The following is a 23,925-nucleotide window of genomic DNA, read 5'->3' as shown; positions in this document are numbered from 1 at the left end:
GGCGACGGCCGGTTGCGGCAGTGCACGGTGCAGTCGCCGACCGCCACTTGTTCATGCTCGGCCATGGGGGAGCAGTGCCGTTCCGTGGGTGACCGCCCGAGTGATCAGATGGTGTGACGTCGGAAAACGTACCCGCGTTCCGAGATGCAGCACGCATCCCGAGGTGGCAGTCTGAGGGTGAGGGTCCGTCACACCGTGGCCCGGCGCGATCGGCCCGAAGGCCGCGAGGCAGCGCACGAATCACGCATCCCATGTCACCGGCAGGCCTCTTCGAGGTCTGCGGCAACGTGATCCGACCCCCTGGACGCATGGGGGCCCGCTGCGACGAGGGCGGGCACGGCGGCCGACGGACTCCGGTCACCGGAAGGGCGGTGGGAACAATGGCTGCATCGATGCTGCGCCGGATGGCGATAGTGCTCTCCTCCTGCGCCGTTGCCGCAGGAGGAGTGATCGTGCCCACGGTCACCGATGCCGCTGCGCAGGGGTGCTACAGGGACGCGTATCCGCCTGATGGCGGCACGAACATCGGCGGCTCTCCGAACAGGTACAAATGGAACAACTCCCCTTACATAGGGGCGCGTTACGACCGGTGCAACGGGTACGTCTACGTCATCTACGGCGGGTACCGGGCGACCCACTACAACGTCCGCTGGGCCGCTCCGGGCGGCCCCTGGGAGCAGGGCGAACTCTCTGCAAGCAAGGGACTGTGGTCGTGGCCTGCCCGGCACGGCGACTACAACATCATGATCCAGGCGTGCAACCGCGGATTCCTCTCGAGCTCGAAATGCACCGCCTGGTCTCCGCAGCTGTACCTCAACACGCGGTGACGGCCGCTTCCCGGCGGACGTGACCACAGGTCTGCGTGAGGGACCGGCCTTGCCCGGCCCGTGTCGTGGTCAGTGTGCCGTTGCGTGCTGTTCACCATTCGCGGGCCGTGCAGCTGACCGGGGATGACGCAGGGGTGACGTCGTGCTGACGGCGCGTCCGTAGCGTCGGACCAGGACGGCGCGAACCTGTGCCGGTCGCAGCCACTCTTTTCGACGGTGGCGACCGGCACGGTGTGACGGGGCTCAGCCGTGGCGCAGGGCGGCGAGGGTGGTGTCGAGGGCGGCCCGGTCCGTGCGGCTGTAGGGCAGCTTGCCGAGCAGGGTGGCCATGGCGCAGGTGTTCGAGAGGGCCGAGTGGACGAGGCCCGCGACGGCGGCGGAGAGCAGCACGAAGGCGACGTGGGCCGGCGCGCCCAGAATCAGGCCGAGAAGGATGATGCTGCCCGCGGTGAGGCGGGCCTGGCGGTCCATGGCCCAGCGGGGTGCCGATGAGCAGCGAACCGCCGGTGAGCGCCACCGCGGCTACGCCGTCCTCCTCGAGGACGTAGGCCGTGTGGTGCGGAGTGTGCCCCGGCGTGGCGACGGCCCGCAGGCGCAGTCCGGAGTCGATGTCCATGGCGTCACCGTCGTGGACCGGGACGCGGGCGAACGACACCCGTGCGTCGGAAGGCACCAGTGGCAGGGGGCCGATCATGCGGGCCAGCTCCAGCCCGCCGGTCACGTGGTGATTGTGCAGGTGCGTCTCCACCATGTACCTGATCCGCACGCCACGCCATGCCGCGCGGTAGCGGCGATCACCTGGTCGATCTACCCAGCTCGCCGCCCCAGCCGCGCCCTGGACCGGGCAGGCGTCAAGATCATCGCTCACCGGCCCCGCCGCGACAAGAAGCACGGGAGCCCGAGGCGGCCTGAGCACACCCTCACCCTCCGATGTACTCGCCGATCGGATCGGCGTGCCGTTCGTCAGTCGTCGTCCGCCGCCCGGTCCGCCTGCTGCGGCCGCCAGGACAGTTCGATCTCCAGGTCGATCTCGCCGTCCTCCAGCTCGACCTCGATCTCCGTCCGCAGCTCCTCCGGAATCCGCACCGTCAGCCGGCCGGGGCCGAGGTCCAGCTCCGCCTGGCCGCCGCGTCGGAGCGCTGCTGCCAGGGCCTCCAGCTGGTCCGCAGCCTCGACACGCGACAGTGTCCGCTTCTGTTCGAACTCGAGATCACTCACGCAAGCCTCCCGGAACAGCAGACGTTTCTCAGGCCACTCCCCGGTCTCATTGTCACGCCGCTCTCCGGCGTCGGCCTGGCGAGGCGGCACCCTCGTGTTCTTGCGGGTGCGGCTGGCGGGACGTCGGCCCACCGCGAAGGTCCCGTGGGGGCGTCGGGCACGACTACCGCGGGTCCGACCTTGGACAGCAACCTGATCCGAGGCAGACCACCTGGCTCGCCCGGACCGGCCTCGGGTCGTAGCGGTCAGGTCGTCGTCTCCAGCCATGCCAGGTACCGGTCCCGGAAGTCCGGTCCCGGTGTCAGGCCACCCCAGTCAGGATCGTCGATCCAGACCTGGCCGGCGTTCCTCCCCGTGACGACCAGCCGGTGGAAGGTGCCGCAGCCGCACTCACCGATGACCAGACTGCCTTCGACCGAGTAGTCGGCATCACCGTCCTTGCCCGGCCCGGGCCACGCGGTGGTGTGCGGAAACGGCGTGGCCAGGAAACCCGCGCGTCGGCCCTCTTCCCGGAGATCGTGCAGGGCCTCTTCGTCGTCCACTTCCTCTGTGAGGCCCAGGAGCCCGTAGTCCGGTCCCGCTCCTCCCTCGGCCACATCCTTGAGGAAGCCGCGGTAGGAAGCGGGGAGCCGGACACCATGCTGCTGCTCGAACAGCCGGATCGTGTCCTCTGCCAGAGGAGGCCGAAGCCGGTATCCATGGTGTGAGGACCCGAAACGCTGACGCCCAGGGTCTCCCTGAGCCATGGCGGCCACACGGGCATGGACCGCGGCGTCGTCCCAGAGCCCGCGGTGGCGGGCCTCGTCATTGGTCACAGCAGCACGGTACTGGCGTCCTGACGCATCACCGCGGCTGGGCAAGCGGTTCGGAGCCACGCCGAGCGGCAGGCCCACCCCGCGTCAGGCGACGGTCCATATCCCCGGTCATCGCCCGATGGATACGGTCTTTGAGTGAGCCGGGTTGCTCTCGCAGTCGGGATCGATTTGCGTCACCTCTGGTCCCGAGTCATCTTCTGCGTCCCCACGATGCGCTCCACGGCGGCGGTCACGAGCTGTTCACGTTCTGCCTCCGTGAAGACGTCCGGCAACGTGAGCTGCTCGACGATCAGCCAGTTCAGCGTCAGTATGAGCAGCTTGACGGCCGTGGCGTCGCCAGGGAGGCCGGAAGCCTCGTGATAGGCGACATTGGCGTCGACGTCGGCTCGGACTCGGTCAGTGAGGACCTTGCGCAGTTCGGGGCGCCGGGTGGCCTCCAGGCGAAGTTCCAGCAGCGCGAGATAACCGGTGCGGAAGGCGGCGACGCGGCCGACGAGCTCGCGCATCAGTTCGGCGTAGGTCTCCGGGTCGCGGTCGGCCGCCTGCTGGCGGGCGATCGTGGCCTCGTCGGGCTGGAGCCGCTCGTAGACCCGGGCGCCGGTCTGAGTGAACAGGTCGTCGCGGCTGGCGAAGTAGTTGGACGCCGTGCCGGTGGGAACACCGGCCTCGGCATCCACGGCCCGGAAAGTCAGGCCGCGTGCTCCTTCTCGTGCCAGTACCTCGATCGCCGCGTCGACCAGGGCGGCGCGCCGCTGGTCGTTCCGTCTCACCATTGACACCACTCCGGTTGTAGTACTACGTTCAGACCACTACAATCAGAGTACTACACGTGGGGATCATCATGCGAAAGCTTGTGTACTACGTCGGCGTCTCGCTCGACGGCCGCATCGCCGGCCCCGGCGGCGAATTCACCTTCTTCCCGCAGGGAGACGAGCAGCAGGGCGCCGCCTACACCACCTGGATGAGCACGCTGTACCCGGAGACCGTCCCGACCGCTTACCGCGCGGCCGTCGGCGTCGCCGACGCGCCCAACCGGCGTTTCGACACCGTGGTCATGGGCCTCGGCACCTACCGCCCCGCCCTCGGCAACGGGATCACCAGCCCCTACGCGCACCTGCGCCAGTACGTCGTGTCCAGCACCCTCAAGCCGGACACCGACCCGGCTGTCGTCGTGGTGCCGAGCGACCCCCTCGGGCTTGTCCGCGAGCTCAAGGGCGAGGTGGGCGCCGGACTGGACATCTGGCTCTGCGGGGGCGGCCGGCTCGCGGGCACCCTGCTGCCCGAGATCGACGAGCTGCTGATCAAGACCTATCCGGTCGTAGCCGGCACAGGAATCTCGGTGGTCGACGGTGCCTTCGACCCCACCGTGTTCGACGTCGCCGAGCGCACCGCCTTCCCCAACGGGGTCACTTTCACCCGCCTCACCCGCCGCTGACCCGTGGGACGGCGCCACTGCCTCCGCGAGCCTCTCCGTCGCGACGGCACGGCGATTCGAAGACGGGCCGGAGCTGCTGTCGGTCGCGCGGCGTCGACACCTTGCCGACAGGTTCACGGGGCGCACTTCCAGGGCCGGCACCCATCGCACCCCAGGACCGCGCCGGATGGACTCGGCCCCCCGACACGAACGGCATTGAGGAGGTGAGCTGGTGAGGCTTCGAGCCTCGGCTGCTTACCGCCGCCGCCCTCACTGCGGCCCCGACGCCCGACAACGACCTCTGCTCCCTGCCACGTCACAGGGTTACAGGTCGCCTCGCAGAAACTCCTGCCCGGGGAGACGGCCTCGCGGGCTCACAGGGGGAAGGGAGCATTCTTCGGGCCACAGGTCTCATCGGTTGTCCCGAATCTTCTCGCCGCGCGCACTTGACCTGGAGCGCGCTCCAGATCTGAGGATGGGGGGCATGGATTCCAACCCCACTGCCTCCCAGATCGTCCTCGGCACGATGGACTTCGGCACCCGCGTCGGCCGGGACGAAGCCTTCGCGATCCTCGACTCCTTCGTCGACGGAGGTGGTGTCTGGCTCGACACCGCGAACTGCTACTCCTTCTGGGCCGATCCGAGCGGCCTCGGCGGTGCCAGCGAGCAGGTCATAGGCGCGTGGCTTCGATCCCGCCCCGGCGCGCGGGACGCGGTGCGGATCGCGACGAAGGTCCGGCAGAATCCGCTCGTTCCGCACTCCTGGCCACAGAGCGCAGAAGGACTCTCCGCCCCCGCCGTGCGCATCGGCGTCGAGGGCAGCCTGGGGCGTCTCGGAGTCGAACACGTCGATCTCCTCTGGGCTCACGCCGAGGATCGCACTGTGCCGCTGGAGGAGACCGTCGCTGCCTTCGGCGAGCTGGTCACGAAGGGAACGGCTCTGCGGGTGGGGGCGGCGAATCATGCTGCCTGGCGCGTGGAGCGCGCCCGCTCGCTCGCCCGGGAGCAGGGCGTGGAACCGTGGACGGCCCTGCAACTGCGCCACTCACTCGTCCAGCCGCGCCCGCTCACCCCGCTCGCTGAGGGAGGGCACCGCCTCATGGCCGAAGAGGACCTGGACTACGCGCAGTCGGAAGGGCTCACCCTGTGGTCCTACAGCTCGCTGATGTGGGGCTCCTACGTGCGCACAGACAAGCCGCTTCCGCCCACCTATGATCACCCTGGCACCACCCGCGTGCTGTCGGTTCTGGACGGCGTGGCCGGCGAGTTGGCGGCCACGAGGAACCAGGTCGTCCTCGCATGGCTGATGCGACAGGGCATCGACCCCATCGTCGGCGTGAGCCGGGTGGAGCAGATCGAAGAGGCACTCGACGCACGTCAAGTGCGGCTGGACGACGAGCACCTGGCGCGCTTCGCCGAGGCGCGATAGCAGCGCAGGCCCGACAGCAGCGGTCGGACAAGGAGCCTTGTGACCACCCTCATCACCCCCGCGGCGGCGGCCGACCGCACCGGCGTCTCCCTCGACACACTGCGCTACTACGAGCGCGAAGGGCTGATCGGACCGATCCGGCGCTCTCCTGGTGGGCGCAGGGAGTACACCGAGGACGACCTCTTCTGGATCGGCCTGGTCACGTGCTTTCGTGACGCCGGCCTCGGCATCGCGGACCTGCGAGAGTTCGTCGCCATCCTGCGCGCCGAGCACTCTGCGCAGGAACGGGTCACCTTCCTCCGCGAGCGCCGTGCCGCCCTGGAACAGCGGGTGACGGCGCTGCGCCGAGCCCTGGAGGTCCTCGACGACAAGATCGCCTACTACAGCTGAGCGCCACGGCCCCGCGCTCAACTCACCTATGTGAAACGGTCCTTACGTTGCCAGACCGTGCCCGCAATTCCCTCACCAAGGCGCGCACGCCGGCGGATCCGGCCAGTTCGGAGATGGTGACGTAGCCGACCTGGCGTGTCGGGCGCTCGACGCCGAGATCAGTGATCGCGACCGAGTCCGCCGCTCCGACCAAGGAGAGCGCCGGCATGATCGCCATTCCATGACCTGCGCTCACCAAGGAGAGCACCGCTCCGTCATCGTCGGCCTCGACGGTCGCCTCCGGGATCCAGTCCTGTGCCGCCCACCAGTCGCGGGTGTACGAGCCACAATTCTCGGCCCAGTCGACCAGCGGCAGCGAGCGCGGGGCGGTGTGACCCGTCGGGTGTACCAGGGCATACGGCTCTTCAAGGAGCCCGCTCGCGACCAGACCCGGTGGAAGCGGCACGGAGCCCCCGAGTGTCGCGATCGCGATGTCGGCTTTTCCGTCGGCCACTTCGCCCGCGGTGCCGCGCCCCACCTCGCGTACGATCCGCACCCGGGGCTCGATCCCGGGATGCCGGGCCCGTAGCCGCTGAAGGACGGGCGGCAGCAGGTGAAGAGCCGCGCTGCGGAAGGCCGCGATGCGCAGCGGCCCCTCCGCCGCGTCACGCAGGGCTGCACCGCGCGCCTCGGCGTTCAGGACGTCCAGCAGGCGCAGGACGCGGCGAGCGTACGCCACGGCCTTGTCTCCGGCGGGGGTGGTACGGGCGCCGGTACGGCCGCGGTCGAAGAGCACGGCACCGATCTTGCGCTCGCTGCCGCGTACCGAGTGGGAGACCGCGGACTGAGTCAGACCGAGTGTCCTGGCCGCGGCCGAGAACCCGCCGGTGTCCGCGACCGCGACCACGACGCGCAGTTCGTGCGGGGCGAGATCGGAGTCGGTTGTGCGTGCCACGGGGCGCTCACCTCAAGATATGAGAACTGCTCATGGAACGGTCCGCCGCATGAGCCCAACCGGCTGCCCGGGTGGGGCATTCCCGCCCTACGGTCCGGTCATGAACGAGACCGCGCTCACCGTGCATCAGATCGCCCGCGTCCACGGCTTTCCCACCGTCGAGCACTTCGCCTTCGTCGAGTCCCCGCTTCCCGAGCCCGCGGCAGGCGGCGCGCTCGTGCAGAACCTCTACTGGTCCGTCGACCCGTATCACCGCGAGATGATGGACGACGTGCCCGGCGGCTTCGCGCTCGACGCACCGCTGGAGGGCCGCACCATCGGAAAGGTCATCGCCTCACGCACGCCTCGGCTGACCGAGGGCGAGATCGTGTTCCACCGGCAGGGCTGGCGCACGCATGCGGTGGTCACGCCCGAGGAGATCCGGAAGCTGCCCCGCATTGAAGGGGTGCCCCTCACCGCGTACTTGAGCACCCTGGGTGGCACCGGCCTGACCGCCTATGTGGGCCTCACCCGGATCGCTCGGCTCCAGGAGGGCGAGGATCTGTTCGTGTCGGCAGCGGCGGGCGGGGTCGGCACGGCGACCGGACGGTTCGCCAGACTGCTCGGCGCCGGACGGCTCGTGGGCAGCGCGGGCTCGGCAGCGAAGGCCGCCCACCTCACGCGGGAGGTGGGCTCCGACGCCGTCTTCGACTACCACGACTGGCCCGCCGCCGACCTGCTCGGCAAGGCGGCGCCAGGCGGCATCGACGTGTTCGTCGACAACGTCGGCGGCGAGCAGCTGGCCGCGGCGGTGGGAGCGCTGCGCGCCTTCGGGCGCATCGTCCGCGTCGGCACGATCAGCCAGTACAACACCCCCGGCGCGCCGTCGCCGTGCTTCAACTACGCAGACATCGTGGAGAAGAGCCTCCGCATGGAGGGCTTCTTGGTCAGCAACTACCGGGCACTGCAGGAGGAGTTGCACGCGTTCGCGGTGCCGCATCTGCAGAGCGGCCGGCTCGCGCTGGACGAGACGGTGGTTGACGGTTTCGACCGTATCGTGGAGGCGTTCCTGGGCATGCTGCGCGGCGAGAATACCGGCAAAATGATCGTGCGAGACCGCACGGAAGCCCCGTCCGCGACCCACCATGCTGGAGCGGACGGACAGCGGCACACCTGAGTACAGCTACTCAAATGGAGTGGCCGTCAAGTGGGAGCACCCCAACGTGGCCGTCACAAAGGCCAGGGCTCGAGCCGGTGCCCAGCACCTGTCGGGCCGGGCGGCGCCGGCATGCGCTGAGCATCGGTCGCCCGCTCGGGCATGAGCTGCGCGAGATCATGAACGCGATCTTGCATGTGGACCGCATCGGCGCGCGGCAGCGCTGCCTTTCAGCAGCGGCGCAGCAGGTTGAACAGGTCGTAGTACTGGATGCTGGTGAGGTTGACGGCGCTCACCCACACGTTCTTGTTGCCGCTGTCGTCGTCGGTCAGGAGCCAGATGGGGCTGCTGTGGCCGTTGTTTGCGTACTGCGCGCCCTCGGTCCAGCAGTAGAAGTAGTTGCTCCCGATGTAGAGAGTTCCGGCGTGGCTGTGGGTCGAGGGCTCCGGAGCGAAGTGCGTCCACTGGGTGACCACGGTGCTCAGCCAGACCTTCTTGAGGCCGGCGAGCGACGCCTGCGGCTCCACGGCGGTGTGCCCGGTGGCAGCCTGCGGCGAGGACGCGACCTCGGTGGTCCGTGCCTGGGCGGTGGCGGCCGCTGTGCCTCCTGCCGCGATGCCGACTGCGGCCAGCAGCCCCACGAGCGTTCGACGAATGAGGCGATACGACATCGACGTTCCCCCTGTTGGTTCGGTCTTCGGCCCCTCAGGTGTCTCCTCGGAGCAGTCGTGAACGTAGCCCTCGGAGCACACGAACAGGCATCCCTTTCGGTGCTCTTCGAATTGAGTGACACCCCGGTCGCCGTGTGCTAGGGCGGCGACGCCACGCATCGGCACGCGCGTGCGGGTCCGCGAGCGGCCTGTCCGGCGCGGCGCTCGCGGCGTCGTGACTGCTCGGTCGTCGTGTCGTGGTCGGGTGGGCTGCCGACGGCACGTGAGGCAGATCCTTGCCGCCGTCCTCGCGGCCGTGACGCCGTTGACGTCATCGCTGGACCGTGGCGGTGGATGTTTCGTCGTCAGGGCTCACCAGCGCGCCGTCGTATCGCTCAAGAAGGGGGTCGAAGGGCCGAACGAGTCGCTGATCACGCGTCCGCACAGACCACGAAGGCCGTCGCAACGGTGTGCCGGCGACCGCGCACGGGCATGGCGGGACCTCCGGTCGGTGGTACTCGTTGCGGGTGACCGAGTTCCCAGGGTGGTCCGGGCGACGCACGGAGCCCGCGGACAGGTCGCACGCGCGGCGGACACCACCTCGCATCGCGGGACGTCGCCCTCCGCGCGCTGTCGCCACTGTCGTCCACGTGAGGCATGGCGCCGGCCGGGAGACCGCGGGCGCGCGGCCGGATCCGGACGGAAGCGCGGCGGCCGGGACCTCGCCGTGAACGAGGCTCCGACCGGGCCCTCCCCCGACGGGCGCAATCGCGGCAGCACGTGGGCCGACCGGCCGGGAAGCTTCGCATTTCCGCAGCCCAGAGGGGTACCCGGGGCTGGCTCGCGAGAGAGTCTCGGGGGCCGGGAGGAGGCTTCGTGCCCGAAGACAGAAGGGCGGCAGCCGCTGACCGTCACCGTCGCGTACAGAAGACGCGCACCGAAGAAGCGGGCGAAGCAAGCGGCGGACGGGCCGGGCAAGCCATGATCCGTCACGCGCACACAGTGCTGGACCGGAGGACGGACGGACATGAGCGGCTCGCGGAGCTGCGCCGGGTGGCCCGGGAACGCTTCGGCTTCGACGACCTGGGCCCCGAACAGATCGAGGCGATGGGCACGCTGCTCGAACGACGTGACGTGCTGGTCGTCATGCCCACCGGGTCCGGCAAATCGGCGATCTACCAGGTGGCGACCGTCGTGCTCGGCGGACCTGCCGTCGTGGTGTCGCCACTGATCGCGCTGCAACGGGACCAGGTCACGGGACTGCGCGAGAGCGCGGCGCCGAACGCCGTGGCGGTGAACTCCGCCCAGTCCGAGGCGGCTGTGGACAAGGGCTGGCGAGCAGTCCGGGAAGGCGATGCCGAGTACCTGCTCCTCTCGCCGGAGCAGCTCGCCAAGGACGACGTGGTGGCGCGGTTGCGTGAGCTGAAGCCCTCGCTGTTCGTCGTCGACGAGGCCCACTGCGTCTCCACATGGGGCCACGACTTCCGCCCGGACTACCTGAACCTGGGTGAGGCAGCCGAACGCCTGGGCCGCCCGCCGGTGCTCGCCCTGACGGCCACGGCCGCCACCCCGGTCCGGGCCGACATCGTCGAGCACCTGCACATGCGTGACGCCCACATGGTGACGGCCGGGACCGACCGGCCCAACATCAGCCTCGCCGTCCGCACCTTCACCGACGATGCGGCCAAACGCGAGGCGGTCTCGCGGTGGACGGCCGAAGCGGGCGCTCCGGGCATCCTGTACACGGCCACCCGCAAGGACGCCGAAGCCTACGCGCAGCGACTGCGGCAGGACGGCGTGGACGCCGAGGCCTACCACGCGGGGATGAAGGCGGCGGACCGTAGCCGGATCCACGACGGCTTCATGGCCGGTGCCCCCGCCGTGGTCGTGGCCACCTCCGCCTTCGGGATGGGCATCGACAAACCCGACGTCCGGTTCGTCGCCCACGCGTCCGTCCCGAAGGCGCTGGACTCCTACTACCAGGAGATCGGGCGCGCCGGCCGGGACGGAGAACCCGCCCGCGCGATGTTGTTCTACCGCCCCGAGGATCTGGGACTGCAGAAGTTCCTCACCGCCCGTGGCCTCGACAGCGACGCGCTGCAGCGGATCATGACCGCCCTGGCCGGCCAGGAGGTCCCGCAGAGCCGCAGCCGCGTAGCGCAGCTGGCCGGGCTGTCGCGCCGCAAGACCACCGATCTGCTGAGCCTTCTGGAAGAGGCCGGAGCGGTGACCGTGGAGGGCGGGCGTCGCGCCGTGCGGGCTGTTCCCGGCCGTACGGCACGCGAGCCCGTCGAACGGGCGCAGGAGGTGTTCGAGCGGGCGCGCCGCATGGACCGGTCGCGTATCGAGATGATGCGGGGCTACGCGGAGACGCCGTCCTGCCGTCGGCAATACCTCCTGGGGTACTTCGGCGAACAGCTGGACGGGCCGTGCGGTCACTGCGACGTGTGCGACCGAGGCGCGGGGACCGGCCACGATGAACCGGCGACCGCACCGGGGTCGTGTGCGCCGTACGAGCCCAATGACCGGGTCCGGCACGCGGAATGGGGCGAGGGCACGGTCATGCGGGTGGACGATGACCGCCTCGTCGTCCTGTTCGAGCAGGTCGGCTACAAGACTCTGTCCCTGCCGGCCGTCGAGGAGAGCGACCTGCTGGCTGATGCGTGATGAGTGATGCGCTCGGCCGGCGAGTCACGGGTCGCACAGCCCTCTCAGGTCCCCGCTCGGGGACCTGCAACGCCCTGCGGTCGTCCGGCCCCGTGGGTCGTCGGGGCGGGGGAGTGGACCTTGTATCCCGCTGATCGCTGATCGCTGATCGCTGATCGCTGAATCGCTGAGCGCAGCGAGGTACGCGCCGGGCACCGCTGACGCTCCCACCACTCACGCACGCCCGGCACGGGCACTGACCGCAACGCGACGGGGCGCCCGGCAAGCCCGGACGCCCCGTCTCCCGTGAAGTACTCACACCTGACGGCGTACCAGGTGCAGCAAGTCCTTGATCGAGCTCCGTCGCACCCAGGCGATCAGGACGAGCGGCACGATGAGGATCAGCGGTGTCGCCGCGTTCTCGCCGTCGAAGACGACCATCTGAACGACGAACGCGCCGACCATCAGCGCACTCAGCGCGACCGCGGCCGCCGACTGCAGCACCGGGATCAACAGGGCGATGCCCCCGGCGAGTTCGAGCGCCCCGATGACGTACATGCCGGTGGCGCCCCAGCCGATCCGCTCGAAGGAGTCGACGGCGTAGGAGTTCGCGATCAGCTTCGGCAGGGCGCTGGCGATGCCGTAGAAGAGGGCGAGCAGCACCTGCACGGTGCGCAGCGCGATCCGCGCACGACGACCGCGAGCGGCGGGGGCGACAGAGGTGACGGGGGCGGTGGTCTCGGACATCGGGATCTCCTGTGCTCGCGGGTCGATGAGCGGTACGTGCCGCAGTCACAGGGATAGACCAGGTGTCGCGACGAAACTCATCGGTCCGACAGCGCGAACTGCCCGTGCCCCAGGTACCAGCCCCGCCTCCCCCTACCGGACGGTCCCTCGCTACCCCGACCGCACCCCACCGCCTTGATGAGCAGATCAACGCGCGCGAAGATGCTACGGACGCCGACGCCAGGGGGAGAGCAGTGAGTCTGGGAACTGTAGCGGTGACAGGGGCGGCGGGTGCCATCGGTTCAGTGGCGCGTGAGGCGCTGCGACACGAGGCGGCACGCCTGGTCCTGCTCGACCGCCTACCGCTCCGCCCGGACGCCGAGAACGAAGACGTGCACACGGTGGACCTGCGAGACGCCGACGCAGTGGCAGCAGCCCTCGCGGGGATCGACCGCGTGCTGCACTTGGGCGGTGTGCCGGACGAGGCTCCTCTGCCGGACCTGCTCGAAGCCAATGTGCTGGGCACACACCACGTCCTGGAGGCCGCGCGGCGTACGGGAATCAAGCGGGTGGTGCTGGCGAGCAGCAACCGTGTGACCGGCTTCTACCCCGTCGGACATCTCACCGGCCCACAGGAGCCGGTACGCCCCGACGGTCTCTACGGGGTGAGCAAGGTGGCCGTCGAGGCGCTCGGGCAGTTGTACGCCGACAAGTTCGGTCTGTCGGTGATCTGCCTGCGCATCGGCAGCTTTGAGCACAAGCCCACCGAATCACGCCACTTGGCGACCTGGCTGAGTCCGCGCGACGCCGTCGGCTACATCCGGGCGGCGTTGGCCGCACCGCCCTCCACTCGTTTCGCCACGGCGTATGCCGTCTCCGCCAACGCCCGCCGCTTCTGGGAACTGCCTGACGTGTCGGAACTGGCTTACGTCCCCGTCGACAACGCGGAAGATCACGCCGCGGACATCCCCGGGGACTTTCCGGCCGATCCGGCAGCGGCCCAGGCCGGCATGTATGCCGAGCCCGAGTTCACCCTCGAACACCTCGGGCCCTGACGCGTACAGCCGCCGCACGCGAACTTCCGCACGCAGCAGGTTCGTGACCCGTGTTCCTGTGCGCGCCTACCAGTTCTTCGGCGACGCCGGCGACGGACTGCTCGACGTGCTACCCCCGGTCGTGACTCTCAGGTGCTTGCCGCGAGCGCGGTGCTCGACTGGTCATGCGCCTTCGGTGTCCAGTCGCTCCGCGGACCGGAGCAGGTACTCGGGCAGTTTCGAACTGGCCGCGAGCACCTCGATGCCGATAAGACGGCCACCCTCGTCGAAGTCGAGGTTGATCATGCCGTCGACGTCCACTGGATCGCAGGGGTACATGCGCGCGGACCTCACGCGGGCCTGCGGCTCCGTGAGGTATACGTACGCTGCGTCCGCGGTCTCGTCGTAGGTGACTCTGAGGTCTGTCACAGTGAGTGGGCTCCGTTGCTGTCGTTGATCGCGGCGCCGTCCTCGTCCCTGCATCCGACCGCAAACGCCCTCAGGCCGGTGCTGCCGTGGGAGGTGCAAGACGAGGACTGCTTTGACGACTTGCGGCGAAGTGCCGTGGCCGCCAGAACCTTGGCGCCCCTTCAGGGAGGGTTCCCTTCAGGGAGGGTTCCCTTAGGGACGGAAAGTGCGGCGGTAGGTATCGGGCGGGACGCCGACACTGCGGTGGAAGTGGCGGCGCAGGGTGGTGGCGGTGCCCATGCCGGTGGCCGCGGCGATGGCGTCCACCGTGGAGTCGGTCGTCTCCAGCAGTTCCTGGGCGTGGCGAATGCGCTGCGTGTGGAGCCATTGCAAGGGCGTGGTGCCGGTGAGGTGCCTGAAATGGCGGCCGAGGTGACGGGAGCTCATGCGGGCCTGGCGGGCCAGGTCCTCCACGGTCAGTGGCTGGTCCAGCCGCTGAAGGGCCCACGGGAAGAGGTCGGCCAAGGGGTGGTTGCCCGGGGCGGGGAGGGGAGTGGCGATGAACTGCGCCTGGCCGCCGTCGCGGTGCGGTGGGACGACCAGTCGTCGCGCGATCGTGTTGGCGCGGGCCGAGCCGTGGTCGAGGCGGACCAGGTGCAGGCACAGGTCCATCGCGGCGGCCTTGCCCGCGGACGTGAGGACGTCGCCGTTGTCGACGTAGAGGACGTCCGGATCGACTGTGGCCGCCGGGTGGCGCCGGGCCAGTTCTCGCGTATGACCCCAGTGCGTGGTGGCACGCCTGCCGTCGAGCAGCCCTGCCGCACCCAGGATGAAGGCGCCCGTGCACAGAGAGGCCACGCGGGCACCGGCCGCGTGGGCCGCGCGCACCGCCTCGACCAGCTCCGCGGGCGGATCGCGGTCGACGTCGGCCCAGCCGGGGACGATCACCGTGTCCGCGCGGGCGAGGTGGTCGAGCCCGTGGTCGGGGTCCAGGCGGAATCGGCCGACGTGCACGGGACCGTCTCCGCAGAGGGAGAAGTCGTACCAGGGATCCACGATGTGGGTCAGGTCGGACCCGAAGACCTCGACCGCTACGGACAGTTCGTAGTGCAGCATTCCGTCGGTGACGGCCATGGCGACAACAGGCATGTCCGAAACTGTACGCGGCACGTCGTTTCCGACGCTCGTGCGGGGTGCCGCCGCAGGGACAGGATGCTCATGTACCGCAGCGGATCAACCGCGGAGCGGGCGTTCGAGTACACGGGAGAGTCTCATGAGGTCTGGTCAGCTGGTGACGGTGTTCGGCGCCTACGGTCACACCGGGCGGTTCGTGGTCGCGGAGCTGGTCGCGCGGGGGTTCGTCCCGGTGCTGTCCGGGCGCAACGCACAGACCTTGGAGGAGATGGCGCACGAACACGGACTGGAGGCCCGGGCGGCGTCGGTCGACGACCCGGCCTCGCTGGACCGGGCCCTGGCGGGCACAGCGGCGGTCATCAACTGCGCCGGCCCCTTTGCGTCGACCACCGGCCCCGTCATCGAGGCCGCGCTCCGCGCGAAGATCCCCTACTTGGACGTGGCCGCCGAACTCGAGGCCAACCTCGACACCTTCGCCCAGTACCGCGAACGGGCCCGGAAAGCGCAGGCGGTGATCGTCCCGGCCATGGCCTTCTTCGGCGGACTCGGCGACCTGCTCGTCACCGCTGCCATGGACGACTGGACTCAGGCCGACGAGGCACACATCGCCTACGCGCTCAGCAACTGGCATCCCACCGCCGGCACCAGGCTCTCCGGCGCCGTCTCCCGCGAGCGCCGCGGCGACCACCGCCTGCGCTACCGCGGCGGACAGTGGGAGCACCGCACCGACGCCGCTCCCACCTCGGAGTGGATTTTCCCCGAACCGATGGGACCGAGGCCGGTGATGGGGGAGTTCACGATGGCGGACTGCGTCACCGTCGCGCAGCACCTCTCCATCCCCGACGTGACCACCTACATGAGCGCCGAGGCGGCCCGAGACGTCACCGCCCTCGACACGCCGGCCCCGACCGCCGCCGACGAGAGCGGACGCTCGAACCAGACCTTCCTCGTCGACGTCGTCGTCCGCTCCGGCGGAACCGAACGCCGGGCCACGGCCGGCGGCCAGGACATCTACGCCGTCACCGCACCGCTCGTGACCGAGGCCCTCGAGCGCGTCCTGACCGGCCGCACCAAGACCGTCGGCGTCGCTTCCGCCGGCGAGATCTTCGACGCCCCCGACTTCCTGCGCGCGCTCGCCCCGCACATCACGCTCGACCTGCACCCGCAGAATCAGAACGCCTGACCCGAGCGTCCAACCGGGGCGGACTCAGGCCCGTGTTCGAGAGCGGCAGGGACAGCGGCTCGCAGGCAGCGGCGATGCTGGGCGGCGGCCGTTCGGCCGCCTCGCTCACGTTGCGCCGGAGGCGCCACCGGTCCGCGACCTGGACGGCCTGCGGGGCACCGACGGAAGCGCCTTCGGCGAACAACGTCGCACGGTCTCGGCAGACGGCCTCCAGGCCCGGCCGTTCGCCGAGCCAGGCCGCGAGACTGGACGGCGAGCGTTTGACCGTTCGTCGAGGAAGAGCTGCGTATGACTGAGAACCTGTCTGTGCCCGGGCCGCGCCGGGACCTGACCATGCACAACGACTGGTGGGCTTCGGGCTGGGACCACGTCCTGCCCCGCCAGGGATTCCCCCTGCCGATGCTGATCGGGACCGCGAGCCAGACGCTACGCACCGGCCCGCTCGTCGACGGGCTCATCAACCATCTGGCCGACGACCTGAGCGAGCCGCAAGAGACCCTCACCTCCCTGGACCGCCTGGCGGCCGCCACGAGCCGGCATGCCGGAGACGTCCGTGTCGCCCTCGCAGAACTCGTGCGGTCCGGGGACGCCCGCGAGCAGCGGGGCCAGGAGCCGGCCGACGCGGAACGTCAGGAGGCGCATCAGCGCTTCCGCCTGCTCATGAAGCGGGACCACCTCCACGGAAACCGGCTGCAGCTGAGCATCATGGACGACGGCGCGTGACGGACAGCCTGACGGGCACGGTGGGATCGGAAGACACTCGATTGATCGTGATCCGGGGCAACAGCGCCTCGGGTAAGTCGTCCGTCGCGGCCGGGCTGCGCGAGAAGTTCGGCCGCAACCTCGCGATCGTCGGCCAGGACAACCTGCGCCGCATCGTGCTGCGTGAACGCGACCGCCCCGGCGGCGCCAACATCGGCCTCATCGACCTGACCGCCCGTTACGCGCTGAACAACGGTTTCCATGTGGTCGTGGAGGGCCTCCTGTACGCCGACCGCTACGGCACCATGCTGACGAACCTGATGCGCGCCCACCGAGGCGTCTCACGCTGCTACTACCTCGACGTGCCCTACACGCAGACGCTGCTGCGGCACGCGACGAAACCCGATGCCGAATACCTCAAGCACGTCACCGAAGTCCACCTGCGCGACTGGTACAGGGAGAAGGACCTGCTGTCCGGCGGCCTGGAGACAGTGATCGACGCGGACAGCACCATGGACGAGAGCGTTCAGCAGATCCTGCGCGAGAGCGGCCTGGACCAGGTGCGCCCGATAGACCGCTGACGCCCCCAGGCCATCTCGCACACCAGAGGGGGTGCGGCCTGGCATCCCAGCGCCACGCGCACTCCGGGGGCGGGGCAGCGGCCGAAGCCACCGCAAGACGGTCAGGGGCGTGCTGCCGGTACCGGCTGTCCAGGGGGGCGGGCGGTTGGGCGTGTGGGAGCGGGCGGTCAGGTGTCAGGATCGACTTCGGGGTGCGTGAACCGCACGGGCTTGCTCAGCGACCGGGCGTAGGCGACTTCGGCTCGAGTACTGTCTCCGATGTAGTCGCCGACCACGAGCACCTCATCGGCGAGCCGGATCTTCGCCCGATGCAGATCGTCGAGTCGAACCTTCAGCGCCTCGGCCTCGACAGGGTCAGACCAGAGTTCGTGCGGCGACTTCATGTCACAGCCCGGTTTGACGACAATCCTTCCCGCTTTGGTTTCCCGCATATCGGCCTCGGTCATCTCGGTCATGAAGCGGGTGGAGCCGCAGATCGCGACAATATGGGGGAGGCTGAGCTCCTTCTTCGCGGCGGCGAGCTTCTCCTCGGGCGTGAACAGTGGCGGGTAGGGCACTGGTTCCTCCTCGTGGGGTTGGTCCAAGGGTGCCTGCGGAGACGAGAACGAGGGTGTCCATGAGCGTTTTGTGACGAACGACGTGGACGCCTTCGGGGCAGCAGCCCCGACGGCTGGTGCAGCCGGGGACAAGAGCTGGCAACTGTGTTGGAGTTCGGAAGCGGCCCACGTTCCAGGCTACGGCGTAGAAGCTGCGGCCGACCTTGATGTGGATGTCAGGGCCCACGGTGGCCGTCGGCCAGCGGGGCCGAGTGGACGGAGTGACTCTCGCCGGTCTACCAACGCGTCCTAGGGGGTGGTGAGTTCGGCATGCGCCTTGGTGATGTGCGTCGTAGAGGCCGGGCCTGTCGACGCCGGTCTTCAGGTAGTCGGGCACCAGTCGGCGCGGGACTCTTCAAGAGTCCACACAACCCTTGGTCATCTTGCGGTGGCGCGATCAACTGCCGTAGCACTGACCGTCGTCACCCTGCCCGAGCCCTCAAGAGCCTGGCATGTTCGCACCCACCGTCGTGGCCATCAACGCGTGGCCGTGATCAGTACGTCTGACTAGCAGGACAGCGTCGATGCACAGCGCCTGCTGGCTCGCCCGGGTGCGAAACGGGTCACCACCGGGCGCGCGGTACGCCGTCGGTGTCCGGGAGAGCAGCACAGAGCAGCGGGTGGCGTTCGGCGAGGGACAGAGGCAGCGCGCAGGCGGCTCGGGCATCGACCACGTGGGCGCTGAGTTCCTCGCAGTCGGTGTCGTCGACGATCGCGTGGCTGATCGTGCCGTCCTGCGCCTCCCAGACGAACTCGATGGATTCCTCCTGGGGCAATGCGGCGAGGACGGCGCCGACGTCGGGGGTCAGGTCGGGCCAGACGGTCAGCAAGGCGCGCGGGCCGAGACCAGCGCGCACTGTGTCGAGGTTCTCCGGCGTGATTCGGTGCCAGCGTGCGGCGTTGCGAACGTAGCCTTCCTCGAGAAGCAACGCATGCCGTGAAGCCAGCGCGGTGTGCACGCGTATCCAGAAGCGCTCGTCGGCTGGCTCCGTCACTTCCGCTTCGTCGGCCTGGGCCGCATAGGGCGAGGCCGCAAGCGGTTCCGGGAAGAGGCCGAGTTCCCGCGTACGGGCCACGGCGTCCGCACAGGGCCGGTCGCTGCCCACGTACACGTACTGGTCCCACCCGACATGCACGGTGAACAAATCCCCCACCTCCAGTCGGCACCAGGCGCCCTGATCGCGCAGCATCGCACGGACCAGTTCCAGGGCGACCGGAAGAGAGACCTCGGCTCCGTCGTGGTAGCCGGTGAGGTCGGGCGGGAAGAGTCCGCTGAGGCCGTGCCCCGCAACCGAGGGGTCCCCGCCGAAGTGGACGAACCCCGTGACCTCAGGGTCGCAGATCTCCAACCGGTCGATGTCCGACGCCTCCGCGAACGCGGCGATCGCCGCCAGGTATGCCGCTTCGACAGGTCCGTGATCGCTGATCGTGTCTTCGGTCCCGGTGTAGCGGCCGTGCTCGTCGCGGTCGGCGGGATCGTATTTGGTGATCCGGTGGACGAAGGCCGGCGGCATGATGCTCCTCGGACGATGCTGAAGGAGTGCTCAGCGTAGATCCGGGCAACGATCCCGCGACCGGGGAGTCACAGTGTCACAGTCCCCGCACCGACGGGTTGGAGGCCCGACGATGACCGACCATCTCCTGGACACGAACACAATCCCAGACGGTCGAAGGCCGAACGACCTGAGGCGGGCAGCGTCCCGGCCCGTTTTCGGCCGTCCTCATCAGGTCGACGTCTACAACCGACGCACGAGCGCCTTGTCGCCGTGACGCCGGGCGCCGCCCCCTCGTGCGGGGGAGCGGCGTCCGGTGTGGTTCACGCCGAGTGGACCTCCAGGGCGGCGCGCACGGCGGACTCCAGCGCTCCCTCGATCCACGCCGGTTTCACGGAGGTGTGGTCGCCCGCGAAGTGCAGCGGCCCCTCGGGGGCCGGGATGGACGTGAGCAGCTCGGTGTGCTGGCCGGGCAGCAGCACGGACGCCTCGCCGTAGGCGTACGGGTCGCGCATCCAGCTCTGGGTGCGGCCCGCGCCGGTGTAGAAGACCTCGATCCGCTGGCCGTACACCTCCTGGAGCCCGCACAGGGCGTGCGGGTAGCGTGCCTCGTCGTCCAGGGAGTCCCAGCGCAGGGCGTCGTCCGCCCAGCTGTAGGACGCCAGGACCACCCCGCCGGCGCTGCCGGGCACCGGGTGGGACGGCTGGTACATGAACCGGTTGGCGTTGTCCGAGACCGAGCCGCCACCGACGGCGTCGACCGCGGCCGGCTGGTCGCGGGTGACGGCGCGGTTCGCGGCGTAGTGGGTGCGCTGGCCGGCGGTGATGTGGCCGGACGGGACGGACGGGTGGGCGCCGAGCAGGTGGCCGTCGTCCCGGGTCCGTCCGGCGCGGTAGGCGTCGTACAAGCCGGGGTCGATGCGGCCCAGCTCCCGCTTCCAGTCGGCCTCGTCGAACTCCCACCAGCGGCGGCTGAACTCCAACAGCACCTTGGTCGCGCAGTCGTAGTGCAGCTCGGTGACCGCCCGGCGCTTGGTGTACGACATCGGCGGGCTGACCTGCACGTGCCGCAGGCCGGAGAAGGGCACGGTCACCACCGCCGCGTCCGCCGTGAACTGCTCGCGCACGACCGGGCCGCCCCGTCCCTCGGAGACGGTGTCCACCCACACACGGGGGCCCCGGGCGCGTACGTGGCGGGTGTCGCCGCCGGCCCTGCCGGGGGCGGGGTCGTAGTACTCGATCCGGGTCACCCGCCGGTCGAACCGCACGGTGTCGCGGACCTTGGCGAGCAGGGCGTCGGGCAGGACGGCCGTGCCGCCCTCCAGCTCCCAGAACGCGGTGTCCGGGCTGATCAGGGAGGACCCGATGAAGCTGTGCACGAAGGCCAGCGGCAGCCGTGACGTGAGGTTCTCCACCGTGCCGATCAGGTCGACCGTGCGCTCGTCCAGGCCCGCGTGCTCGGTCAGGAAGCGGAACATCGACCAGTCGCCGAAGCGCTGGACCACCCTGGCCCAGCCCTGGATGCGTTCGGGCAGTGGCTTGTCGGTGCGCTTCCCGTCCGGTCCGAGCGTGCTGAACTCGTCGCGCACCGGGTCGAGGACCGAGCGCAGGATGGCCGCGGCCGGCGTGTCCCAGTGGGCGCGCGGAACGCCGAAGGAGCGGTTGATGCGCCGGGGGGCGCGTGCGTAGTCGGCGCGGCGCATGCGCACGCCGTTGACGTGGATCCAGGTGTGCGCGGCGGGTCGTCCGTGACCGTCCACGTCGACGTAGTAGAACGGCCGCTTCTTCAGGCCCAGTTGGCCGATGAGGTCCATCACCAGCGGGTGGCTGCCTGGCAGCCGCATCGCGCCGGCCTCGGCGTACTGGCGCGGGTCGGCGAAGGGCTGCGCCGACTTCTCGTGGCCGCCGCGGCGGAACGTCTTGATGCGCCCGCCGACCCGGTTGCCGTTGGCCTCCAGGACGGTCACGTGGTGTCCGGCGCGCCGGAGCAGCCACGCCGTGACGAGGCCTGCCGGGCCCGCCCCGATGACGAGGACCTTCTTGGCCCTGGCCGTCCGGGTGCGGGGCAGGCCGTCCTTGAGCACGCGCCGGTAGCCGGGGACGAGGGGGCGGCCGTCGCCGTCGACGACGAGCAGGGCCCGGGCGACGGCGAGGCAGCGGTCGAAGTCCGCGCCGCGCGCGGCGGACGGAGCCGCCGCCGGGGCGGGATTGTGCGGCGGCGACTGTGCGGGCAGGGCAGCCGCGCTGCCGGGGCTGAGGAAGGCGGCCACGGCGGTCGTGCCCGCGGCCGTCGTGAGGGTGCGTCGGGTCAGGCCGCCGTGGTCGGCGTCAGCCTGGTGATGCTCGGTCATGGCTCAACTTCTACGGGCCCGCCGGAACGGTTCGCTCCGGGTTGTGGTGAATTGCCACGGACGAGGGAAAGCCCTTGCTCAAACCGGTGCGGACCGGGTGCGCGGGGGCACGCGGGGGCGGGCGCCTGCCCCCGATTACGGCGAAGGGATGAATCGCGCCCCCGTGCCGCCCGGCGCACGAGGCCGGGTCAGGACACTGCCCCCTACAGACCTGCGCGCGGAGGGGGAACACAGTGGAACAGCGGCCCGGGGCGGGTGCCCGAGCGCGGTACTGGTTCGACACGACCATGGCGCGCGGCACCTCGGCCCTGGTGGGCTGGCTGGTGCTGGCCTGCCTGGCCGTCGTCGTCCCCGCGAGCGCGGCGCTGGTGTGGACGAGCGGGCACGCCCCCGCCACCCTCTCCGGGAAGGTGGCGGCGATCTGGCGCCTGACCGGGGAGACGATGCGGCTGGGCGGCACCACGGGCAGTCCCGCCCGGGTGGCCCTGTCGGTGCTGCTGGCCCTGGTCGCCCTGGTGTACGTCTCGACCCTCGTCGGTCTCATCACGACCGGGCTCACCGAGCGGCTCATCGCCCTGCGGCGCGGCCGCTCCAAGCTTCTGGAGCGCGGCCACGTGGTGGTCCTGGGCTGGTCGGAGCAGGTCTTCACGGTGGTGAGCGAACTGGTCGCGGCGGGCGCAAACCAGCGGCGGTCGGCCGTGGCGATCCTGGCCGACCGGGACAAGACGGCCATGGAGGAGTCCCTGCAGAGCAAGGTCGGCCCGACCGGCCGGACCCGGCTGATCTGCCGCAGCGGTCCGCCGGCCGACCCGGCCGTGCTGGCGCTGGCCAGTCCGGCCACCGCCGACTCGGTGATCGTGCTGCCGCCCGACGCGTCCCGCGGCGACGCGGACGTCGTCAAGGCGCTGCTGGCCCTGCGGGCGACGGCGCGCGGGGGCGATGTCGCCGTGCCCGTCGTGGCGGCGGTCCGCGACACCGGTTACCTGCTCGCGGCCCGCCTGGCCGCCGGGCCCCGGGGCGTCGTCCTGGAGAGCGACACCGTCACCGCCCGGCTGATCGCGCAGGCGGCGCGCCGCCCGGGACTGTCCCTGGTCCACCGCGACCTGCTCGACTTCGCCGGGGACGAGTTCTACCCGGCCGCCCACCCGTCCCTGGCCGGCCGGGAGTTCGGCGACACGCTGCTCTCCTACGGCAACGCCAGCGCCGTCGGGCTGATCCGCGGCGGAGTGCCCTGGCTGAACCCGCCCGCGCGGACGGTGCTCGAACCCGACGACCAGCTCCTCGTCATCGCCGCCGACGACGACACCGCCGAACTCGCCGACTGCGCGCCGCTGGTCGACGAGCGGTCCGTGGCGGGCCCCCGGCCGTCGGACACCCGGCCGGAGCGGCTGCTGGTGCTGGGCTGGAACCGCCGCGCACCCCTCGTCCTGCGGGAGTGGGGCCGCAACGCACCCCCGGGTTCGGTGGCCGACGTGGTGGCGGACGAGGACGAAGCCGTGGTGCGGGCCGCCTGCGACGACGACAGTGACGTCGGAGACGGCGACGGTGCCGGTGACGTCGGTGACGGTAACGGCGAGGGCTCCGGCTGGACCTGTGTGGCCCTCAGGGGCGACACCACCCGGCCCGAGACCCTGGCCGGTCTGGATCTCGGCTCCTACGGCAGCGTCATCGTGCTCGGCCAGGAGCCACCGGCCGGTGAGCCCCCCGAGGAGCCGGACACCCGCACGCTCGTCACCCTCCTCGTCCTGCGTCACCTCGAACGGCGCACCGGCCGGGAGCTGCCGGTGGTCACCGAGCTCACCGACGACGCCAACCGGCCCCTCGCACCGCTCGGCCCCGGTGCGGACGTGATCATCAGCGGCAAACTCATCGGGCTGCTGATGGCGCAGATCTCCCAGAACCACCACCTGGCGGACGTGTTCGACGAACTGTTCTCGGCCGGCGGCACGCAGATCCACCTGCGGCCGGCCGCCGACTACGTCGTCACCGGCCACGAGACGTCCTTCGCCACGGTCGTCGCGGCGGCGCGCGCCCGGGGCGAGTGCGCCGTCGGCTACCGCAGCCACGCCGACGCCCACCGGGCCCCCGGGTACGGGCTGCGCCTCAATCCGCCCAAGGCGGACCGACGGCGTTGGTCCGAGGGCGACGAGGTGGTCGTCATCGCCGGGGAGGGACGGCGGGGCGCCGTCAGGAGCGGCGGGCTCCCGCTTCCTCGCCGCACCACCCGAGGGTGATCACGTCGGACACAGTGCCGCGAAC

General features: G+C 70.3%; 23 protein-coding genes and 1 pseudogene. 11 read left to right on the top strand and 13 right to left on the bottom strand.

Going from position 1 to position 23,925, the window contains the following annotated elements; translation table 11 throughout:
- Window positions 1-404 precede the first annotated feature (404 nt).
- Window positions 405-827: a hypothetical protein gene (locus tag ACGFSH_RS27385; RefSeq protein WP_393353207.1), complete on the top strand. Its 423-nt coding sequence runs from the start codon at window positions 405-407 to the stop codon at window positions 825-827.
- 243 nt (window positions 828-1,070) lie between these two features.
- Here the strand turns inward: ACGFSH_RS27385 and ACGFSH_RS27380 are convergent, their stop codons facing one another.
- The 5 genes and pseudogenes from ACGFSH_RS27380 to ACGFSH_RS27360 all read right to left on the bottom strand — a co-directional run bounded on the left by ACGFSH_RS27380 (window position 1,071) and on the right by ACGFSH_RS27360 (window position 3,633).
- Window positions 1,071-1,298 carry a YgaP-like transmembrane domain gene (locus ACGFSH_RS27380; RefSeq protein WP_393353206.1) on the bottom strand — a complete coding sequence of 76 codons (228 nt, stop codon included), beginning with the start codon at window positions 1,296-1,298 and terminating at the stop codon, window positions 1,071-1,073.
- 10 nt (window positions 1,299-1,308) lie between these two features.
- Window positions 1,309-1,719 (bottom strand): annotated as a pseudogene (locus ACGFSH_RS27375) (MBL fold metallo-hydrolase); the annotation flags it as partial.
- A gap of 71 nt (window positions 1,720-1,790) precedes the next feature.
- On the bottom strand, window positions 1,791-2,045 hold the full coding sequence (locus tag ACGFSH_RS27370; RefSeq protein WP_393353204.1) for an amphi-Trp domain-containing protein: 255 nt from the start codon (window positions 2,043-2,045) through the stop codon (window positions 1,791-1,793).
- A 245-nt stretch (window positions 2,046-2,290) separates the two neighbouring features.
- Window positions 2,291-2,860, bottom strand: coding sequence for an SMI1/KNR4 family protein (locus ACGFSH_RS27365; RefSeq protein WP_393353203.1), 570 nt, complete (start codon window positions 2,858-2,860; stop codon window positions 2,291-2,293).
- A gap of 173 nt (window positions 2,861-3,033) precedes the next feature.
- The gene (locus ACGFSH_RS27360; protein WP_393353201.1) at window positions 3,034-3,633 is read right to left on the bottom strand and encodes a TetR/AcrR family transcriptional regulator; all 600 of its coding nucleotides are present in this window, start codon (window positions 3,631-3,633) and stop codon (window positions 3,034-3,036) included.
- A gap of 68 nt (window positions 3,634-3,701) precedes the next feature.
- Here ACGFSH_RS27360 and ACGFSH_RS27355 point away from each other — a divergent pair, with 68 nt between their 5' ends.
- The 3 genes from ACGFSH_RS27355 (at window position 3,702) to ACGFSH_RS27345 (ending at window position 6,093) form a co-directional block, all read left to right on the top strand.
- Window positions 3,702-4,295 (top strand): dihydrofolate reductase family protein, encoded by a 594-nt coding sequence (locus ACGFSH_RS27355; protein WP_393353199.1) that lies wholly within the window; start codon window positions 3,702-3,704, stop codon window positions 4,293-4,295.
- 454 nt (window positions 4,296-4,749) lie between these two features.
- A complete protein-coding gene (locus tag ACGFSH_RS27350) occupies window positions 4,750-5,703 on the top strand; it encodes an aldo/keto reductase (protein ID WP_393353197.1) in 954 nt (317 codons plus the stop codon).
- Between the two features lie 39 nt (window positions 5,704-5,742).
- Window positions 5,743-6,093 (top strand): MerR family transcriptional regulator, encoded by a 351-nt coding sequence (locus ACGFSH_RS27345; protein ID WP_393353196.1) that lies wholly within the window; start codon window positions 5,743-5,745, stop codon window positions 6,091-6,093.
- 22 nt (window positions 6,094-6,115) lie between these two features.
- Here the strand turns inward: ACGFSH_RS27345 and ACGFSH_RS27340 are convergent, their stop codons facing one another.
- On the bottom strand, window positions 6,116-7,027 hold the full coding sequence (locus ACGFSH_RS27340; RefSeq protein ID WP_393353195.1) for a LysR family transcriptional regulator: 912 nt from the start codon (window positions 7,025-7,027) through the stop codon (window positions 6,116-6,118).
- Window positions 7,028-7,127: 100 nt separating this feature from the next.
- Between ACGFSH_RS27340 and ACGFSH_RS27335 the strand changes: the two genes are divergently transcribed.
- Window positions 7,128-8,183: a zinc-binding dehydrogenase gene (locus ACGFSH_RS27335; protein WP_393353193.1), complete on the top strand. Its 1,056-nt coding sequence runs from the start codon at window positions 7,128-7,130 to the stop codon at window positions 8,181-8,183.
- Window positions 8,184-8,392: 209 nt separating this feature from the next.
- Here ACGFSH_RS27335 and ACGFSH_RS27330 read toward each other — a convergent pair whose 3' ends face one another.
- Window positions 8,393-8,833: a hypothetical protein gene (locus ACGFSH_RS27330; RefSeq protein WP_393353191.1), complete on the bottom strand. Its 441-nt coding sequence runs from the start codon at window positions 8,831-8,833 to the stop codon at window positions 8,393-8,395.
- A 960-nt stretch (window positions 8,834-9,793) separates the two neighbouring features.
- On the opposite strand from ACGFSH_RS27330, the gene ACGFSH_RS27325 reads away from it, so the two are divergent.
- Complete coding sequence (locus ACGFSH_RS27325; RefSeq protein WP_393353189.1) at window positions 9,794-11,479, top strand: RecQ family ATP-dependent DNA helicase; 1,686 nt, start codon at window positions 9,794-9,796, stop codon at window positions 11,477-11,479.
- A gap of 294 nt (window positions 11,480-11,773) precedes the next feature.
- Here the strand turns inward: ACGFSH_RS27325 and ACGFSH_RS27320 are convergent, their stop codons facing one another.
- On the bottom strand, window positions 11,774-12,205 hold the full coding sequence (locus ACGFSH_RS27320) for a DoxX family protein (RefSeq protein ID WP_393353187.1): 432 nt from the start codon (window positions 12,203-12,205) through the stop codon (window positions 11,774-11,776).
- A gap of 284 nt (window positions 12,206-12,489) precedes the next feature.
- Here ACGFSH_RS27320 and ACGFSH_RS27315 point away from each other — a divergent pair, with 284 nt between their 5' ends.
- The gene (locus ACGFSH_RS27315; RefSeq protein ID WP_393353186.1) at window positions 12,490-13,239 is read left to right on the top strand and encodes an NAD-dependent epimerase/dehydratase family protein; all 750 of its coding nucleotides are present in this window, start codon (window positions 12,490-12,492) and stop codon (window positions 13,237-13,239) included.
- Between the two features lie 162 nt (window positions 13,240-13,401).
- Here ACGFSH_RS27315 and ACGFSH_RS27310 read toward each other — a convergent pair whose 3' ends face one another.
- Together ACGFSH_RS27310 and ACGFSH_RS27305 are read right to left on the bottom strand one after the other, a co-directional pair.
- Window positions 13,402-13,647, bottom strand: a complete 246-nt coding sequence (locus tag ACGFSH_RS27310) for a DUF2283 domain-containing protein (RefSeq protein ID WP_393353185.1) — start codon at window positions 13,645-13,647, stop codon at window positions 13,402-13,404.
- A 192-nt stretch (window positions 13,648-13,839) separates the two neighbouring features.
- Complete coding sequence (locus ACGFSH_RS27305; RefSeq protein ID WP_393353184.1) at window positions 13,840-14,775, bottom strand: helix-turn-helix domain-containing protein; 936 nt, start codon at window positions 14,773-14,775, stop codon at window positions 13,840-13,842.
- A gap of 124 nt (window positions 14,776-14,899) precedes the next feature.
- On the opposite strand from ACGFSH_RS27305, the gene ACGFSH_RS27300 reads away from it, so the two are divergent.
- The 3 genes from ACGFSH_RS27300 to ACGFSH_RS27290 all read left to right on the top strand — a co-directional run bounded on the left by ACGFSH_RS27300 (window position 14,900) and on the right by ACGFSH_RS27290 (window position 17,226).
- Complete coding sequence (locus ACGFSH_RS27300; protein ID WP_393353183.1) at window positions 14,900-15,943, top strand: saccharopine dehydrogenase family protein; 1,044 nt, start codon at window positions 14,900-14,902, stop codon at window positions 15,941-15,943.
- Between the two features lie 288 nt (window positions 15,944-16,231).
- A complete protein-coding gene (locus tag ACGFSH_RS27295) occupies window positions 16,232-16,666 on the top strand; it encodes a DUF6042 family protein (RefSeq protein WP_393353181.1) in 435 nt (144 codons plus the stop codon).
- Window positions 16,667-16,686: 20 nt separating this feature from the next.
- Window positions 16,687-17,226, top strand: a complete 540-nt coding sequence (locus ACGFSH_RS27290; protein ID WP_393353288.1) for an AAA family ATPase — start codon at window positions 16,687-16,689, stop codon at window positions 17,224-17,226.
- A 167-nt stretch (window positions 17,227-17,393) separates the two neighbouring features.
- On the opposite strand, the gene ACGFSH_RS27285 is transcribed toward ACGFSH_RS27290, so the two are convergent.
- The 3 genes from ACGFSH_RS27285 to ACGFSH_RS27275 all read right to left on the bottom strand — a co-directional run bounded on the left by ACGFSH_RS27285 (window position 17,394) and on the right by ACGFSH_RS27275 (window position 21,666).
- Entirely contained in the window at window positions 17,394-17,783 is a 390-nt protein-coding gene (locus ACGFSH_RS27285; RefSeq protein WP_393353180.1) for a hypothetical protein, read from the bottom strand.
- Window positions 17,784-18,385: 602 nt separating this feature from the next.
- Window positions 18,386-19,336 (bottom strand): RNA-binding protein, encoded by a 951-nt coding sequence (locus tag ACGFSH_RS27280; protein WP_393353178.1) that lies wholly within the window; start codon window positions 19,334-19,336, stop codon window positions 18,386-18,388.
- A 302-nt stretch (window positions 19,337-19,638) separates the two neighbouring features.
- Window positions 19,639-21,666 (bottom strand): flavin monoamine oxidase family protein, encoded by a 2,028-nt coding sequence (locus ACGFSH_RS27275; protein ID WP_393353176.1) that lies wholly within the window; start codon window positions 21,664-21,666, stop codon window positions 19,639-19,641.
- A gap of 287 nt (window positions 21,667-21,953) precedes the next feature.
- Here ACGFSH_RS27275 and ACGFSH_RS27270 point away from each other — a divergent pair, with 287 nt between their 5' ends.
- Window positions 21,954-23,900: an NAD-binding lipoprotein gene (locus ACGFSH_RS27270; RefSeq protein ID WP_393353287.1), complete on the top strand. Its 1,947-nt coding sequence runs from the start codon at window positions 21,954-21,956 to the stop codon at window positions 23,898-23,900.
- The last annotated feature ends 25 nt before the right edge of the window (window positions 23,901-23,925 follow it).

This window comes from Streptomyces sp. NPDC048481 (assembly GCF_043200075.1).
In the GTDB taxonomy this organism is placed as follows: Bacteria; Actinomycetota; Actinomycetes; order Streptomycetales; family Streptomycetaceae; genus Streptomyces.
The sequence above is the reverse complement of the archived record's forward strand: the minus strand, read 5'-3'. Positions and strand labels throughout refer to the sequence as shown.